A 14,049-nucleotide genomic window follows, 5' to 3' on the forward strand; every position below is an offset into this window, starting at 1 on the left:
GCCTCCTTGGCTTCCCGGTAGGTTACTTCGAGTACAGCTCGACGATCAGCTGCTCGCGAACCGGCGCATCAATCTGCTCACGCGTCGGCAGCGACAGGATCTTTCCCTGCAGCTTCTCGATGTCAACCTCGAGCCAGCCCGGAACCTCGATCTTCTCCGACGAAATGAGTGCCGTCTTGATCACGAGAAGATCCTTCGCTTTCGTGGTGACCGATATCACTTCGCCCGCACGAACGCGGTATGAAGGAATGTCAACACGCTGGCTGTTGATATCGATGTGACCATGACGCACGATCTGACGTGCCTCGTCACGCGACTTGGCGAAGCCAAGGCGGTAGACGACGTTGTCCAGACGGCTCTCAAGCAAGCGCAACAGGTTCTCGCCGGTGATGCCCTTCTGGTTTGACGCAACGGTGTAGTACGCACGGAACTGCTTCTCCAGCAGGCCGTACATACGCTTCGCCCGCTGCTTCTCGCGAAGCTGGACACGGTATTCCGAGTCCTTCGGACGCTTCTTGCCCGCCTGTCCAGGCGGATACGGGCGCTTCTCTACTCCGCACTTCTCGGAGTAGCAGCGATCGCCCTTGAGGAACAATTTGATGCCTTCACGGCGGCACAGACGACAGTCCGCCCCGGTGTATCGAGCCATAGCTTAGATCCTCCCGAGTTACACGCGACGACGCTTGCGCGGACGGCAACCGTTGTGCGGGACCGGCGTGCAATCCTGAATGCTGGAAATCTCCAGACCGGTGGCCTGAAGCGAACGGATCGCTGTCTCCCGACCCGAACCCGGGCCCTTGACGAAGACGGCAACTTTGCGGAGACCATGCTCCTGCGCCATCTTCGCAGCCGCTTCGGCAGCCATCTGCGCTGCGAACGGCGTCGACTTACGCGAACCCTTGAATCCCACGGTGCCTGCGGACTGCCATGAAATGACGTTGCCCGTCGGATCCGTGATTGTGACGATGGTGTTGTTAAACGTGCTCTTGATGTGTGCCTGGCCAACAGCGATGTTCTTGCGCTCAGAGCGCTTGAGCCTCGTCCTGACGGCCTTTTTCTTCGCTACCATCGTCTATTTGCCCTTCTTCTTCGCACCAATTTGGCGACGCGGACCCTTGCGAGTGCGCGCGTTCGTATGCGTGCGCTGACCGCGGACCGGAAGGCCCTTGCGGTGACGAAGGCCACGATAGCAGCCAATCTCCATGAGGCGCTTGATGTTCTGCGAGACCTCACGGCGGAGGTCTCCTTCGACCTTGAGGTTCCGGTCGATGTACTCGCGCAGAACAGCGACCTCTTCTTCGGTGAGATCACGAACGCGAGTCGAGGGGTTGATGCCTGTCTCGCGGATGATCTGCTGACTGGTCGTCAGACCAATCCCGTAGATGTAGGTCAGGCCGATCTCAACGCGCTTTTCGCGCGGGAGGTCGACACCTTGAATTCGGGCCAACGCGTACTCCCTCCCTAGCCCTGACGCTGCTTGTGGCGCGGGTTCTCACAGATCACGAGAACACGCCCATGGCGCCGGATGACCTTGCACTTGTCGCACATTCTTTTGACTGAAGGACGTACCTTCATCGTTCTCCCTTTCAGTACTGATCACATCTATCTGCACGTCCAGCCGCAGACGTGGTTTTTCGTTCATGGCCGGCACACGCTGCCGGGAGTATCCACTTGCCGAGAACCCAGCTTACTTGTAGCGGTATGTGATGCGACCGCGGGTCAAGTCATACGGTGAAAGCTCAACAACCACTTTGTCACCCGGCAAGATACGGATGTAGTGCATACGCATCTTGCCAGAGATGTGCGCAAGGACCTTGTGTCCATTCTCGAGCTCAACGCGGAACATTGCGTTGGGTAGGGGTTCAAGCACCGTACCTTCGAGCTCAATGGCATCGTCACGCTTTGTCACTAAAGGCTGCTCCTCACAAGGGGCGTAACACGCAAGTGGACATCTTATCGTACTTCACCTATCGGCGCCAGATTTTTATTCTCGGCGACGATTGTCTCGCTATTCATCAAGCGTCAGAACGAGTGGCCCGGCTGTTGTGACGGCCACGGTGTGCTCGAAGTGCGCCGAGGGCGAGTTGTCCCTAGTGACAACAGTCCACCCGTCCGGAAGTGACTCTACCGCGGCACCGCCGGCGTTGATCATCGGCTCAATCGCGAGCACCATGCCGACTTCAAGCAGCGGTCCCTTGCCCGGGCGCCCGTAGTTCGGCACGTTCGGATCCTCATGCATACTGCGGCCGATTCCGTGACCGACGTACTCACGAACCACCGAGAAGCCTGCACCCTCCGCAACGGCCTGCACTGCTGCGCCGATGTCGAAAAGATGATTGCCGGCACGGCATGCATCGATACCCGCCCCCAGCGAAGCTTCTGTCGCTTCGAGGAGACGCTGTGTTCTCGGCGCGATAGCCCCAACCGGAAACGTCCGAGCATTGTCGCCATAGTAGCCATCGATGATCGCCCCGACGTCTACGGAGAGAATGTCTCCCTCGCGCAGAACGACCTTCTTCGATGGGATTCCATGAACCACCTGCGCGTTCACGGAAGTGCACAGCGTCGCCGGGAAACCATGATAGCCTTTGAACGCCGGGGCTCCGCCACCCGCGCGGATGATCTCCTCGGCAAGCTCGTCAAGTTCGGCCGTGGTGACTCCGACCCTGACCGCTTCCCCAACCATGCGAAGCGCCCTCGCACTGAGACGCCCTGCCTGGCGCATCAATTCTATCTCGGCTGCCGACTTGCGGATGATCACGCGAGTCAGGCTCCCAACACTGATTTGACGTCGGCGAATACGACCTCTACCGGACGATCACCATCGATCTCATGCAGCACGCCCTTGGAGCGGTAGTACTCGATGAGGGGAGCCGTGGAGCGTTCGTAGACATCCAAGCGATTCCTGACGGTCTTCTCATTGTCGTCGTCGCGCTGGTAGAGCTCGCCACCGCATTTGGCGCACTCAGGACCCTCGGCATCCCCGGTGATCGCGCCGCAAACGCGGCATACGCGCCGTGAAGTTAGGCGGCACACGATGACCTCAGGATCTACGGTAATCGCAATCGCCGAGTCAATCTCCTTGCCAAGCGTCTGGAGTTCGAGATCCAGTGCCTCCGCCTGATTAGTGGTGCGGGGAAACCCGTCCAGAATGAAGCCCTTGTCGGTGTCCCGCTCGCCAAGGCGCGACTTCACGAGGCCGATCACGACCGAGTCCGGGACAAGCTCACCCGCATCCATGAAGCGCTTGGCCTCGAGTCCGAGAGGCGTCTGGTTCTTGACAGCCGCTCGAAGAATGTCGCCCGTAGAGATGTGCGGAATCCCGTACGCCTCGATCAGGCTGGCGGCCTGTGTTCCTTTGCCGGCACCGGGCGCCCCCAACAAAACGATGTTCATATCCGTTACCCCTCCCGCAGTACTTGTAGGATGTCCGGCCTACTCAGGGAAAAAGCCATCGTAGTGACGCATCTTCAACTGGCTCTCAAGCTGCGTCATCGTTTCCAGCGCGACGCCGACCATGATCAGGATCGACGTTCCGCCGAACTGCTGAATCAGCGTGTTCTGGGTGGTGTAGAAGACCATGCTCGGCACAACCGCGATAAGACCTAGGAACAGAGAACCGGGCAGGGTTATGCGGTTCAGAACGTTCTCGATGTAACGCGTCGTAGCGCCACCCGGGCGCACTCCCGGTATGAACCCGCCATTCTTGCGCAGGTTGTCCGAGAGATCGAGGGGGTTAAACACGAGCGCAGTGTAGAAGTACGTGAAGAAGACGATGAGCACAAAATCCAGCACCCAGTACAGCGGACCCGCTGCCAGTGCGTTGCCGAGCTTCGTCAGCCACGAGATGTTCGCCAGCGCAGCAAGCTGCGAGGGGAAGAACAGTATCGCGGAAGCGAAGATGATGGGAACGACGTTGGCGCCGTTGATCTTCAGGGGGATGTAGGTCCCTGAACCACCATAGACCCTGCGGCCGATGACACGCTTCGCGTACTGCACGGGAATCCTTCGCTGCGCACGCTCCATAGTCACGATTGCAGCGATGATGAAGAGCACGATGAACAGCAGTGCGGCGGTCAGCAGCCCACTGGCAAACTCGAAAGACTGCACGATCGCGGTCGGAAAACGCGAGACAATGCTCGCAAAGATCAGCAAGGACATGCCGTTGCCAACACCGTGCTGAGTGATGAGTTCACCCATCCACATGATGAAGGCGGTACCGGCGATCAGGGTGACGACAATCACCATGTCCGTGAACCATGAAGGCACACCCGTTGCCGAGGACAGGGTAATAGCACCCCGGAACGTAGCAAGCAGGCCGAGCGACTCCAGCAGTGCAATTCCCAGAGTCATGTAGCGCGTGATCTGCGTGATCTTGCGTTGTCCGGTTTCGCCTTCCTTGGCCCATTGCTCAACCTTCGGGATCACACCCTGCAACAGCTGCATGATGATCGACGAAGTGATGTAGGGCATGATGCCGAGCGAAAACACCGCGAACTTCTCGAGCGCACCGCCCGAGAATAAGCCAAGCAGACCGAGGGCTGCGTTGCTCTCGATCTGCGTCTGCACGGTCGCGATATCGATGCCGGGTACCGGGATGAACGCGCCGAGACGATACAGCGCGATCATCGCCAAGGTGAAGAGAATCTTGCGGCGGAGCTCCGGGACGCGAAACGCGTTGGAGATCGCTGTCAGCACGATACCTCTACCGTCCCTCCCGCAGCCTCGATCTTCTGCTTGGCTGCGCCCGACACCTTGTCGACTCTTACGGTTAACTTCTTCGAGATCTCACCATCGCCGAGGATCTTGACCGGGACGGAGGTGTTCTTGATTAGCCCCTTGGACACAAGCGCGTCGCAGTCGACCAGATCGCCATCGGCGAATACAAGCTCGAGACGAGACACGTTGACAACATCGTATTCAACTCGGCTGCGGTTCGTGAAGCCCGGAAGCTTCGGAAGCCGCATGGCCAACGGGTTCTGTCCACCCTCGAATCCCGGACCCTTACCTCCACCTGCACGCGAGTTCTGGCCCTTGTCGCCGCGACCCGCAGTACTTCCGTGGCCACTTCCGTTTCCGCGTCCAACGCGCTTGCGGTTCTTCCGTGAACCCGGTGCCGGGAACAGGTCATTGATCTGCATTGCTTGACTCCCTCTGTTCGCTTCTCATGGAGCCTCCCGGCTCCGCGTTGCCGACCGCTCGCCGCCGGCTGACTCTACCTGCTTGCTGCGGGCAAAGACGTTCGCCCAAACACACGCGGTTCTCGCCGCGCATGAACCGTGCTAGATCTCTTCAACTTTCACAAGGTGCTTGACTTTGAAGATCATCCCTCGAACAGTCGGAACATCGGCCTGTTCAACGGTATCGTTGATACGCTTGAGTCCAAGAGCACGAACGGTGCGCTTCTGGTCGGCCGGAAAGCCGATACCACTCTTGATCTGAGTGATCTTGAGTCTCTTCTCGGCCATAGGTTACTCCTCCCAGCCGTAGATGCGGCCCACGGACAGACCACGCCTGCGGGCAATGTCCTGCGGGCTTGCGAGCTGCTGAAGACCTTGTGCTGCAGCCTTGACCATGTTAAGCGCGTTGTCGCTACCGAGCGACTTGGAAAGCGCATCGGTCACGCCCGCAAGCTCAAGAAGCGCGCGCACCGGGCCGCCGGCAATGATTCCGGTACCAGGGGCTGCAGGCTTCAACATGACACGACCAGCACCGAACTCGCCGATGATCCCATGTGGAATCGTCTTGTCTTTGGTGAGAGGCACCTTGAACATGTTCTTCTTGGCGTCCTCAATACCCTTCTTGATGGCGATCGGCACTTCCTGGGACTTGCCCATTCCGACACCGACGTTGCCCGCGCCGTCGCCGACGACGACCAAGGCGGTCAGCGCGAACCGACGGCCGCCCTTGACGACCTTCGATACACGGTTGATGTATACGACCTTCTCCTGGAGTTCGGAGACAGGAGCTTCTCTGCGCGCCATGTGCTGATCCTCCCTAGAACTCAAGGCCGGCGCTACGCGCACCGTCCGCAAGAGCCTTCACGCGGCCATGGTACAGGCGACCGCCCCTGTCAAAGACTACAGCCGTCACGTTCGCGGCAAGCGCGCGGCGTCCAACGGCCTCGCCCACTACCTTCGCGGCCTCTGCGGTGCCGCCGCTCTTTAGCGCACCCTTGAGTTCGGGGTCCAGCGTCGAGGCAGCGGCCACGGTGACGCCGGCGACATCGTCAATCACCTGCGCATAGATGTTCGTGTTCGTGCGGGTCACGCACAGGCGGGGCCGCTCGGCGGTTCCGCTCACTTTGCCACGAACCCTGCGATGCCGGCGGTCGAGTTTCGCCTGCTTCGCCTTCAACTTGTCCATATCGTCACTGCTCTCCTCGTTCGCGCCGACCAGCCGGTCGGTTTGCCAGAATCGTTACTTAGCGGCCTTGCCGAGCTTACGGCGGACCTTCTCGCCTTCGTAGCGGACACCCTTGCCCTTGTAGGGCTCAGGCTTACGCCACTGGCGAATGTCGGCGGCCACTTGTCCCACGCGCTGCTTGTCGATACCGCGAACGGTGATCTTCGTCGGCACGGGAACCTCGAATGTGATGCCCGGCTCGGCCACCATGAGTACCGGATGGCTGAATCCGAGCAGCAACTCCAGGTCGCTGCCCTTCATCGAGGCGCGGTAACCGACGCCGACGATCTCAAGGTTCTTCGCAAAACTCTCAGACACGCCGGTCACCATATTCGCGATGAGCGTACGAGTCAGACCATGCAGTGAGCGCGCTTCGCGCGACTCATCCGCACGAGCGACTATGATGGCACCGTCCTCGATCTCAACCGAGAGCAAGTCACTGAAGGCCTGCGAGAGATGACCCTTCGGCCCCTTGACGGAGACGATCGAATCCTTAATCTGCACCTCGACCCCGGACGGGACCGGGATGGGCTGTTTGCCGATACGTGACACGGCTGTTCGCTCCTTTCCTTAGTCCGGTCCGACTACCAAATGTAAGCGATGACTTCGCCGCCGACGCCCGCTTTGCGCGCACCCCGGTCGGTCATCACGCCATGAGAAGTCGAAATAATGGCAATACCGAGGCCGCCGAGAACTCGGGGCAACTCGTCTTTCTTGGCATACACACGCAAGCCGGGCTTGCTGATCCGGCGAATACCTGTGATGGTGCGCTCTTTCTTCGCTCCGTACTTCAAGGTTACCTCGAGCGAATTCTGCGGATCTCCTTCGATCACCACAAAATCGGCGATGTAACCCTCCTGCTTCATGATGCGCGCGATCTCGACGAGTTTCTTCGACGATGGCATCGTGGTGACCGCCTTGTATGCTGAGTTCGCATTGCGAATGCGCGTCAGCATATCGGCGATCGGGTCGGTCATGCTCATGTGTTCCTCCTATGGTCCGGGATGATCCGATCCCGTGGTTCGCGCCTACCCGTGGCGGGCGCGCCTCTCAGGCCGGGTCTCCTCCGTGCGTGATACGGACTACCAGCTAGCCTTGCGCACGCCGGGAAGCTCGCCGCGGCTCGCAAGCTCACGCACGCAAACTCGGCATAGACCGAACTGCCGGTAGAACGCGCGTGGTCGCCCACACCGGGCGCAGCGATTGTGCTGACGCACCGAGAACTTGGGCTGGCGCTTGGCCTTGGCGATCATCGACTTCTTTGCCACTTCATCCTCCTTGTCACGGCAGCTTTTCTGAGCTGCCGGCTGACGCCTATCGCTTGAACGGGAAACCGAAGGCATCGAGCAATGCCTTGGCGCCATCGTTGGTGTCTGATGTCGTAACAAACGTGATATCCATGCCGCGAGTACGGTCAACCTTGTCGTAATCGATCTCAGCGAAGATGAGCTGCTCGGTCACGCCCATTGAATAGTTGCCGCGCCCGTCGAATGAGTTCGGATTCAGGCCGCGGAAGTCACGTACCCGCGGAATGGCCGTTGAGAGCAAACGATCCATGAACTCCCACATACGGTCGCCACGCAGCGTGACCTTGGCGCCGATGGGCATACCCTGGCGAATCTTGAAGCCTGCGATCGACTTCTTTGCGTGGGTGATCGTCGGTTGTTGGCCGGTGATCAGACGCAGATCGGCGATCGCGGCGTCAAGTTGCTTGGAGTCCTGAACTGCAGCGCCAACACCCATGTTGACGACGATCTTCTCAAGACGCGGGATCTCGTTGACATTCCCAAGAGCCAGCTGCTCCTTGAGAGCGGGGACCACCTCTTTGAGGTACTTCTCTTTGAATCTCGGAGCCATTCTTTTCCTCCAACGGGGTTCTCAGTACAGGATTTCCGACCCTGTACCTCCTCGACAATGCGGGGAGCCGCTTACTAGTCGATATCTTTGCCGCACTTCTTGCAGGTACGAATCCGGTTGCCGTTCTCACGCCTACGGCCGATGCGGGTCGGTTGCGAGCACTTCGGGCACACGATCATTACGTTGGAGACGTGAATCGTTCCCTCGATCTCCAGGATGCCACCCTTGGTGTTCTTCTGAGTCGGGCGAACGGCCTTCTTCATCATGTTGACCCGCTCAACGGACAGACGCTCCTTGTGCGGGAACACCGCGAGAACCTTGGCCTCTTTGCCCTTGTCCTTGCCGGCGATCACTCTCACGTTGTCGCCCGTGCGGATGCTCATCTTTGCCATGTGTACAACCTCCTTAGAGCACCTCAGGCGCCAGCGAGACAATCTTCATATACTTGCGGTCGCGCAGTTCGCGCGCAACCGGGCCGAAAATACGGGTCCCCTTGGGGTTACCCTGGTTGTCGATGATGACAGCCGCATTGTCGTCAAACTTGATGTAGCTGCCATCAGGACGACGGACTTCCTTCTTGCAGCGCACGACGACTGCCTTCACAACGTCGCCTTTTTTCACAGCACCGTTAGGAACGGCTTCCTTGACGGCACAGACGATGACATCGCCCACATACGCATAGCGACGTTTCGAGCCGCCGAGAACCTTGATGCACAGAACCTTGCGTGCACCCGAGTTGTCAGCAACTTTCAGCCGGGTTTCTGCCTGGATCATATCTTCCTCCGACTACAGATCGGTCCTTCAGCGGTGCACCTTCGCATCTGGCGCACATGATCGGCCGACGGAACTACTTGGCCTTTTCCACGATTTGGACGAGACGCCAGCGCTTCAGCTTCGAAAGCGGGCGGGTCTCCATGATCGTCACTGTATCGCCTACACCGCACTCGTTATTCTCATCGTGTGCGTGGAACTTCTTCGACATCGTGATCATCTTGCCGTAGAGCGCATGCTTCTTACGCTCTTCGACCTTCACAACGCAAGTCTTGTCAGGGGCCGTCGAGACTACGACGCCCTGGCGAACCTTACGGCTGTTGCGATCGGTATCCATTCCTTCTCCTCACATGTCCCTTAGGACGCTGCCGCGTCGCGCTGGGCGCGAAGCTCACGGCTGCGCAACTCAGTGCGCAGACGAGCGATATCTTTCTTCACGACCGCAATGCGGCCGGTATTGCCCAACTGGCCTGTTGCCAACTGGAAACGAAGGTTGAACAGTTCCGCCCTTGTGTCCTTCAGCTTCTGCAACAGATCTGCATCAGCCAGCTCTATGATCTCTGAAGTCTTCATCTACGCCTCCCCGCCTGACTCGGCACGGGTAACAAACTTCGTCTTGATCGGCAGCTTGTGCGCCGCCAAGCGAATCGCCTCGCGTGCGACCTCTTCGGAAACGCCCGCGATTTCGAACATGACACGGCCGGGCTTGACTACGGCGACCCACTTCTCGGGGCTGCCCTTACCTGAGCCCATTCGGGTCTCAGCCGGCTTCTGCGTGATTGGCTTGTCCGGGAACACGCAGATCCAGACCTTGCCGCCACGCTTCATGTAGCGAGTCATCGCAATACGTGCGGCCTCAATCTGACGGTTCGTGATCCAGGCCGCCTCAAGCGCCTTGATACCGTATTCGCCAAAATTGACGGCGGTACCGCCCTTGGCCTCACCCTTGCGGGATCCGCGCTGCACCTTGCGGTGCTTGACTCTCTTCGGCAAAAGCATTTCGACTATCTCCCTTCACCGCGACGCGGCCGGGCTGAACGAGCGCCCTCGATGGCCGGGTTGGGAGGTTCCTGCCCTGGCAGCACTTCGCCGTGATAGACCCACACTTTGACGCCGATGGCGCCCATTGTGGTTGCGGCTACCTTGGTACCGTAGTCAATCTTGGCACGCAGGGTGTGAAGCGGCACGCGGCCTTCGCGATACCACTCGCGGCGGCTCATCTCGGCGCCGCCGAGACGGCCGGAACACTGAATCCTGATGCCCTGCGCGCCGCTCTTGATGGCGGAGGTTACCGCCTTGCGCATCGCGCGGCGGAAAGCCACGCGGCCCTCAAGCTGCTCGGCGACGCTCTGTGCGATCAGGACCGCATCCAGCTCGGGACGCTTGATCTCAACGATGTTGACTGAGGCCTGCCCGCCTGTGTACTTCTCGATTTCCTTGCGCAGCACGTCGACTTCGGCGCCTTTCTTGCCGATGACGATGCCGGGGCGGGCGGTCCATAGCGAAACGACCGTCTTCTCACCCTTGCGCTCGATCTCGATCTTGCTCAGTGCAGCACGCGCCAGTCTCTTGAAGAGGAACTTGCGAACCGCAAGATCACTCTCGAGTGTCTGCGCGTAGTTCTTGCCGGCGTACCAGCGCGAGCGCCAGTTCTCCGTGATGCCCAGACGTAGGCTGATTGGATATACCTTCTGTCCCATGCGGCTCCTACGCCCCCTCTCGCTGCTTGACGACGACCGTGATATGGCTGGTTCTCTTGTTGATCCGGAACGCCCGGCCCATGGCCCGCGGCGTAGTCCGCTTCAGGGTCGGACCCTCATCGACGAATGTGGCACCGACGATGAGGTCGCTCGCCTTGATGTGGAGGTTACGCTCGGCGTTGGCCGTAGCGCTGTTCAGTACCTTCTCCACGACTTCAGCGGCGGCACGTGGCGAGAACCTCAGAATGGCGCGAGCATTCTCGACGGACTTGCCGCGGATGAGGTCGACCACCAGTCGGGCCTTGCGCGGGCTTACCCGCACGTAGCGTGCAACTGCTCTGGCTTCCATGTGCTCTACCTCTTGCCCTTCTTCTTGTCGGCGGCGTGACCGCGGAATGTCCGCGTCGGCGAAAACTCGCCGAGTTTGTGGCCAACCATCGACTCGGTAACGTACACCGGTACGTGCTTGCGGCCATCGTGCACGGCTATCGTGTGTCCAACCATCTCCGGGAAGATGGTTGACGGCCGTGACCACGTCTTGACCACTCTCTTCTCGCCTGCCTCATTCATCGCGTGAATACGCTCGAGGAGGCGAGGCTGTACGAACGGTCCCTTTTTCAGGCTTCTGCTCACTGTCGAATCAGCTCCCTATCGCTTCTGTGAGCGCTACTTCTTGCGGCGTCTGATAATGAGGCGACTTGACGCCTTGGTCTTATTGCGGGTCCTGTGACCCTTTGTCGGAACACCCCAAGGGGTGACCGGGTGACGACCGGCTGACTTGTTCTTGCCCTCGCCACCTCCGTGCGGATGGTCCACAGGGTTCATGGCGGTACCACGAACGGTCGGACGTACGCCCATCCAGCGTGCGCGACCGGCCTTTCCGATCTTGATGTTGCCGTGCTCGGCGTTTCCGACTTCGCCGATGGTTGCGCGGCAGGTGACGAGTACGCGGCGCATTTCCGAAGAAGGCATGCGCAGCACCGCATAGTCCGCCTCCTTGCCCATCAGCTGGATCGATGTTCCAGCTGAACGCGCAAGGGCAGCGCCCTTACCAGGCTGGAGCTCCACAGCGTGAACCACAGTACCGACCGGAATGTCAGACAGAGCAAGCGTGTTGCCGGGCTTGATATCGGAACCAGGCCCGCTGTTCACAGTATCGCCGACGACGAGGCCCTTCGGCGCCAGAATGTAGCGCTTCTCGCCGTCCGCATAGTGCAGGAGAGCGATACGGGCCGACCTGTTCGGGTCGTACTCGATGGTCGCGACCTTCGCAGGCACGCCATCCTTCTTGCGCTTGAAGTCAATCACGCGATATTGGCGCTTGTGCCCGCCACCCTGATGCCGCGTGGTGATGCGGCCATTGTTGTTGCGGCCGCCCTTCCTTGGCAACGGCTCCACAAGCGACTTCTCAGGAGTCGTGCACGTGATCTCCTTGAAGTCGGATACCGTCTGGAAACGGCGACCCGGGGAGGTCGGTTTGTATTGCTTCAGTCCCATGTCGTCTCCTTCCGTCCGATGGCCGGTGTCGTCCGGGACCGGCGGAACTTCTCCGCCAACGACTCCGACGCCGGACTACCACGGTGCCGGGCGGCTCCATAAAGAGTCATTCTCCGACACCCTTGGCCTTACGTACAGACCCTTACCTTAGTGACTCTGGAAAAACTCGATCGAATCGCCAGCTTTGAGTGTGACGATTGCCTTCTTCCAGTCGCGCGTCATGCCTTTGGCGGCACGCACACGACGTGGTTTTCCGTTCACGTTCAAGGTGTTCACGTTCGTTACCGTGACACCGAAGATCTCTGCAACCGCCGAGGCGATCTGAGGCTTGCGGGCGCTCTTCGCAACCTCGAAAGTATATCTGTTCATCTCGATCATCTCGTAAGATTTCTCCGAGATAATCGGGCGAATCACTATATCGCGAGGATCGTACATTAGGACAGCACCCCCTCAAGCCACGTCAGGGCCGGCCGGGTGAGCACAACGGCTGCGTTGTCGATGAGATCATACGTATTCGCTTCGGATCCCGTGATCACGCGCACCCGCTTGATGTTGCGGAATGACAGCATGGTGTTAACGTCGTCTTCACCCACCACGATTGTGATGCGTCCCTTGACGCCCAGCGCCGCGATGATTTGCTCGGCCTGCTTGGTCGAGGGCTTCTCGAAAGCGAAACCGTCGATCACGTACAGTACTTCCTCGGCAAGCTTCGCCGAGAGAGCTGAACGCATCGCAAGCTTGACGACCTTGTTGGGAACCTTGAACCCGTAGCTACGAGGATGCGGCCCGAAGACCACTCCACCGCCCGCCCACTGCGGCGAACGTGTGGAACCCTGGCGGGCGCGACCTGTGCCCTTCTGGCGCCATGGCTTCGCCCCACCGCCGGAAACCTTCCCGCGGGTGAGAGTCGAATGCGTACCAGCGCGACGAGCCGCAAGCTGGCTGCGCACGACCTGGTGCATTGCAAACATGTTCGGCGCTATGCCGAAGACGCCCTCGGCGAGGTCGACTGTGCCGACCTTCTTGCCGGCGGTGTCTGTGATATCGATCTTGGCCATCTTCAGTATCTCCTTGACTGCGTCGAAAAGCTGCAAAAGCGTCTTTATGCCATCCGAATGGTAAGCAACGCGCCCTTGCCGCCGGGAACGGCGCCTTTGACGATGATCAGGTTCTGCTCGGTGTCGATCTTGACGACCTCGAGGTTGCGAACGGTCACAGTCTCGTCACCCATGTGACCGGGAAGCTTCATGCCCTTGAAAACGCGCGACGGAGTCGCACACTGTCCAATGGAACCGGGAGCACGGTGGAAGTGCGAACCGTGTCCACCAGGACCACCCTTGAAGTTGTGACGCTTCATGACGCCCGCGAAACCCTTACCCTTACTGGTTCCGGTGACGTGCACGGCTTTGGCCTCTCCGAACGCTTCGACCGTGATAGCCTGCCCAACCTTGGCGGTCTCACCGGCAGACATGCGAATCTCGGCCAAATGACGCTTGGGATCGACATTGGCCTTTTCGAAGTGGCCGGCCATGGGCTTGTTCACTTTGCTCGGCTTCATGTCGCCAAAACCGATCTGTACCGCGCTGTACCCATCGTTCTTGTCCGTCTTGACCTGGGTGACCACGCAGGGGCCGGCCTGAATGACGGTAACCGGCAGGAGCTTGTCGTTATCGCCCCAGACCTGCGTCATCCCCAGCTTGCGGCCGAGTATCGTCGTAACCATTTCTCTTCCTAACCTTAAGCGGTCATGGGACCCTCGTGGCGCATCTTTGCATCACTGCCCAGCGGACCGCACCTGTCGCGTCGTCCGCGCAAAGCG

Annotated in this window: 28 protein-coding genes; all 28 read right to left on the reverse strand. The window is 59.6% G+C overall.

What is annotated here, in order from left to right:
- Positions 1 to 22: 22 nt before the first annotated feature.
- The 28 genes from rpsD to rplC all read right to left on the reverse strand — a co-directional run bounded on the left by rpsD (position 23) and on the right by rplC (position 13,953).
- Entirely contained in the window at positions 23 to 649 is a 627-nt protein-coding gene (gene rpsD / locus HGA39_03255) for a 30S ribosomal protein S4 (protein NTW28368.1), read from the reverse strand.
- A gap of 18 nt (positions 650 to 667) precedes the next feature.
- Entirely contained in the window at positions 668 to 1,069 is a 402-nt protein-coding gene (gene rpsK, locus HGA39_03260; protein NTW28369.1) for a 30S ribosomal protein S11, read from the reverse strand.
- 3 nt (positions 1,070 to 1,072) lie between these two features.
- Positions 1,073 to 1,447: a 30S ribosomal protein S13 gene (gene rpsM, locus HGA39_03265; GenBank protein ID NTW28370.1), complete on the reverse strand. Its 375-nt coding sequence runs from the start codon at positions 1,445 to 1,447 to the stop codon at positions 1,073 to 1,075.
- Between the two features lie 14 nt (positions 1,448 to 1,461).
- On the reverse strand, positions 1,462 to 1,575 hold the full coding sequence (gene rpmJ, locus HGA39_03270; protein ID NTW28371.1) for a 50S ribosomal protein L36: 114 nt from the start codon (positions 1,573 to 1,575) through the stop codon (positions 1,462 to 1,464).
- 112 nt (positions 1,576 to 1,687) lie between these two features.
- On the reverse strand, positions 1,688 to 1,909 hold the full coding sequence (infA, locus tag HGA39_03275) for a translation initiation factor IF-1 (GenBank protein NTW28372.1): 222 nt from the start codon (positions 1,907 to 1,909) through the stop codon (positions 1,688 to 1,690).
- 99 nt (positions 1,910 to 2,008) lie between these two features.
- Positions 2,009 to 2,761, reverse strand: a complete 753-nt coding sequence (map, locus tag HGA39_03280; GenBank protein ID NTW28373.1) for a type I methionyl aminopeptidase — start codon at positions 2,759 to 2,761, stop codon at positions 2,009 to 2,011.
- 5 nt (positions 2,762 to 2,766) lie between these two features.
- Positions 2,767 to 3,396, reverse strand: a complete 630-nt coding sequence (locus HGA39_03285; protein ID NTW28374.1) for an adenylate kinase — start codon at positions 3,394 to 3,396, stop codon at positions 2,767 to 2,769.
- A gap of 39 nt (positions 3,397 to 3,435) precedes the next feature.
- Positions 3,436 to 4,698 (reverse strand): preprotein translocase subunit SecY, encoded by a 1,263-nt coding sequence (gene secY, locus HGA39_03290; protein ID NTW28375.1) that lies wholly within the window; start codon positions 4,696 to 4,698, stop codon positions 3,436 to 3,438.
- On the reverse strand, positions 4,692 to 5,141 hold the full coding sequence (gene rplO, locus HGA39_03295; GenBank protein ID NTW28376.1) for a 50S ribosomal protein L15: 450 nt from the start codon (positions 5,139 to 5,141) through the stop codon (positions 4,692 to 4,694). Before rplO ends, secY begins: the two co-directional genes overlap by 7 nt.
- Positions 5,142 to 5,282: 141 nt before the next feature.
- Positions 5,283 to 5,468 (reverse strand): 50S ribosomal protein L30, encoded by a 186-nt coding sequence (gene rpmD / locus HGA39_03300; GenBank protein NTW28377.1) that lies wholly within the window; start codon positions 5,466 to 5,468, stop codon positions 5,283 to 5,285.
- Positions 5,469 to 5,471: 3 nt separating this feature from the next.
- On the reverse strand, positions 5,472 to 5,984 hold the full coding sequence (gene rpsE / locus HGA39_03305; protein ID NTW28378.1) for a 30S ribosomal protein S5: 513 nt from the start codon (positions 5,982 to 5,984) through the stop codon (positions 5,472 to 5,474).
- A 13-nt stretch (positions 5,985 to 5,997) separates the two neighbouring features.
- Entirely contained in the window at positions 5,998 to 6,366 is a 369-nt protein-coding gene (locus HGA39_03310; protein NTW28379.1) for a 50S ribosomal protein L18, read from the reverse strand.
- Positions 6,367 to 6,420: 54 nt separating this feature from the next.
- Positions 6,421 to 6,957: a 50S ribosomal protein L6 gene (gene rplF, locus HGA39_03315; protein ID NTW28380.1), complete on the reverse strand. Its 537-nt coding sequence runs from the start codon at positions 6,955 to 6,957 to the stop codon at positions 6,421 to 6,423.
- A gap of 32 nt (positions 6,958 to 6,989) precedes the next feature.
- Positions 6,990 to 7,388 carry a 30S ribosomal protein S8 gene (gene rpsH, locus HGA39_03320; protein ID NTW28381.1) on the reverse strand — a complete coding sequence of 133 codons (399 nt, stop codon included), beginning with the start codon at positions 7,386 to 7,388 and terminating at the stop codon, positions 6,990 to 6,992.
- A 99-nt stretch (positions 7,389 to 7,487) separates the two neighbouring features.
- Positions 7,488 to 7,673, reverse strand: coding sequence for a type Z 30S ribosomal protein S14 (locus HGA39_03325; protein NTW28382.1), 186 nt, complete (start codon positions 7,671 to 7,673; stop codon positions 7,488 to 7,490).
- Between the two features lie 46 nt (positions 7,674 to 7,719).
- A complete protein-coding gene (gene rplE, locus HGA39_03330; protein ID NTW28383.1) occupies positions 7,720 to 8,262 on the reverse strand; it encodes a 50S ribosomal protein L5 in 543 nt (180 codons plus the stop codon).
- Positions 8,263 to 8,336: 74 nt separating this feature from the next.
- Positions 8,337 to 8,654, reverse strand: coding sequence for a 50S ribosomal protein L24 (locus HGA39_03335; GenBank protein ID NTW28384.1), 318 nt, complete (start codon positions 8,652 to 8,654; stop codon positions 8,337 to 8,339).
- A 13-nt stretch (positions 8,655 to 8,667) separates the two neighbouring features.
- Positions 8,668 to 9,036 (reverse strand): 50S ribosomal protein L14, encoded by a 369-nt coding sequence (rplN, locus tag HGA39_03340; GenBank protein ID NTW28385.1) that lies wholly within the window; start codon positions 9,034 to 9,036, stop codon positions 8,668 to 8,670.
- Between the two features lie 73 nt (positions 9,037 to 9,109).
- Positions 9,110 to 9,370: a 30S ribosomal protein S17 gene (rpsQ, locus tag HGA39_03345; protein ID NTW28386.1), complete on the reverse strand. Its 261-nt coding sequence runs from the start codon at positions 9,368 to 9,370 to the stop codon at positions 9,110 to 9,112.
- A gap of 20 nt (positions 9,371 to 9,390) precedes the next feature.
- On the reverse strand, positions 9,391 to 9,606 hold the full coding sequence (rpmC, locus tag HGA39_03350) for a 50S ribosomal protein L29 (protein NTW28387.1): 216 nt from the start codon (positions 9,604 to 9,606) through the stop codon (positions 9,391 to 9,393).
- The gene (gene rplP / locus HGA39_03355; protein NTW28388.1) at positions 9,607 to 10,032 is read right to left on the reverse strand and encodes a 50S ribosomal protein L16; all 426 of its coding nucleotides are present in this window, start codon (positions 10,030 to 10,032) and stop codon (positions 9,607 to 9,609) included. It lies immediately after the preceding gene.
- Between the two features lie 5 nt (positions 10,033 to 10,037).
- A complete protein-coding gene (gene rpsC / locus HGA39_03360; GenBank protein NTW28389.1) occupies positions 10,038 to 10,733 on the reverse strand; it encodes a 30S ribosomal protein S3 in 696 nt (231 codons plus the stop codon).
- Between the two features lie 7 nt (positions 10,734 to 10,740).
- Complete coding sequence (gene rplV / locus HGA39_03365) at positions 10,741 to 11,082, reverse strand: 50S ribosomal protein L22 (GenBank protein NTW28390.1); 342 nt, start codon at positions 11,080 to 11,082, stop codon at positions 10,741 to 10,743.
- Positions 11,083 to 11,087: 5 nt separating this feature from the next.
- Positions 11,088 to 11,366: a 30S ribosomal protein S19 gene (gene rpsS / locus HGA39_03370; GenBank protein NTW28391.1), complete on the reverse strand. Its 279-nt coding sequence runs from the start codon at positions 11,364 to 11,366 to the stop codon at positions 11,088 to 11,090.
- Positions 11,367 to 11,399: 33 nt separating this feature from the next.
- A complete protein-coding gene (gene rplB / locus HGA39_03375) occupies positions 11,400 to 12,230 on the reverse strand; it encodes a 50S ribosomal protein L2 (protein NTW28392.1) in 831 nt (276 codons plus the stop codon).
- 147 nt (positions 12,231 to 12,377) lie between these two features.
- Positions 12,378 to 12,665, reverse strand: coding sequence for a 50S ribosomal protein L23 (rplW, locus tag HGA39_03380; protein NTW28393.1), 288 nt, complete (start codon positions 12,663 to 12,665; stop codon positions 12,378 to 12,380).
- Entirely contained in the window at positions 12,665 to 13,288 is a 624-nt protein-coding gene (gene rplD / locus HGA39_03385; GenBank protein NTW28394.1) for a 50S ribosomal protein L4, read from the reverse strand. The genes rplW and rplD overlap by 1 nt, the downstream gene beginning before the upstream one ends.
- Before the next feature lie 44 nt (positions 13,289 to 13,332).
- Positions 13,333 to 13,953, reverse strand: a complete 621-nt coding sequence (gene rplC, locus HGA39_03390; protein NTW28395.1) for a 50S ribosomal protein L3 — start codon at positions 13,951 to 13,953, stop codon at positions 13,333 to 13,335.
- Positions 13,954 to 14,049 lie beyond the last annotated feature (96 nt).

The organism is Coriobacteriia bacterium (assembly GCA_013336165.1).
GTDB lineage: Bacteria > Actinomycetota > Coriobacteriia > Anaerosomatales > JAAXUF01 > JAAXUF01.

Bases quoted from the DNA above. Each gene is read 5' to 3' on its own strand.
- rpsD (NTW28368.1), bottom strand. From the start codon at position 649: ATGGCTCGATACACCGGGGCGGACTGTCGTCTGTGCCGCCGTGAAGGC.
- rplE (NTW28383.1), bottom strand. From the start codon at position 8,262: ATGGCTCCGAGATTCAAAGAGAAGTACCTCAAAGAGGTGGTCCCCGCT.
- rplV (NTW28390.1), bottom strand. From the start codon at position 11,082: ATGGAAGCCAGAGCAGTTGCACGCTACGTGCGGGTAAGCCCGCGCAAG.
- rplN (NTW28385.1), bottom strand. From the start codon at position 9,036: ATGATCCAGGCAGAAACCCGGCTGAAAGTTGCTGACAACTCGGGTGCA.
- HGA39_03285 (NTW28374.1), bottom strand. From the start codon at position 3,396: ATGAACATCGTTTTGTTGGGGGCGCCCGGTGCCGGCAAAGGAACACAG.
- rpmD (NTW28377.1), bottom strand. From the start codon at position 5,468: ATGGCCGAGAAGAGACTCAAGATCACTCAGATCAAGAGTGGTATCGGC.
- rpsQ (NTW28386.1), bottom strand. From the start codon at position 9,370: ATGGATACCGATCGCAACAGCCGTAAGGTTCGCCAGGGCGTCGTAGTC.
- rpsK (NTW28369.1), bottom strand. From the start codon at position 1,069: ATGGTAGCGAAGAAAAAGGCCGTCAGGACGAGGCTCAAGCGCTCTGAG.
- rpsC (NTW28389.1), bottom strand. From the start codon at position 10,733: ATGGGACAGAAGGTATATCCAATCAGCCTACGTCTGGGCATCACGGAG.
- HGA39_03335 (NTW28384.1), bottom strand. From the start codon at position 8,654: ATGGCAAAGATGAGCATCCGCACGGGCGACAACGTGAGAGTGATCGCC.
- rplB (NTW28392.1), bottom strand. From the start codon at position 12,230: ATGGGACTGAAGCAATACAAACCGACCTCCCCGGGTCGCCGTTTCCAG.
- rpmJ (NTW28371.1), bottom strand. From the start codon at position 1,575: ATGAAGGTACGTCCTTCAGTCAAAAGAATGTGCGACAAGTGCAAGGTC.
- rplP (NTW28388.1), bottom strand. From the start codon at position 10,032: ATGCTTTTGCCGAAGAGAGTCAAGCACCGCAAGGTGCAGCGCGGATCC.
- rplD (NTW28394.1), bottom strand. From the start codon at position 13,288: ATGGCCAAGATCGATATCACAGACACCGCCGGCAAGAAGGTCGGCACA.
- rplO (NTW28376.1), bottom strand. From the start codon at position 5,141: ATGCAGATCAATGACCTGTTCCCGGCACCGGGTTCACGGAAGAACCGC.
- rplC (NTW28395.1), bottom strand. From the start codon at position 13,953: ATGGTTACGACGATACTCGGCCGCAAGCTGGGGATGACGCAGGTCTGG.
- HGA39_03310 (NTW28379.1), bottom strand. From the start codon at position 6,366: ATGGACAAGTTGAAGGCGAAGCAGGCGAAACTCGACCGCCGGCATCGC.
- rplW (NTW28393.1), bottom strand. From the start codon at position 12,665: ATGTACGATCCTCGCGATATAGTGATTCGCCCGATTATCTCGGAGAAA.
- rpsH (NTW28381.1), bottom strand. From the start codon at position 7,388: ATGAGCATGACCGACCCGATCGCCGATATGCTGACGCGCATTCGCAAT.
- rpmC (NTW28387.1), bottom strand. From the start codon at position 9,606: ATGAAGACTTCAGAGATCATAGAGCTGGCTGATGCAGATCTGTTGCAG.
- rpsE (NTW28378.1), bottom strand. From the start codon at position 5,984: ATGGCGCGCAGAGAAGCTCCTGTCTCCGAACTCCAGGAGAAGGTCGTA.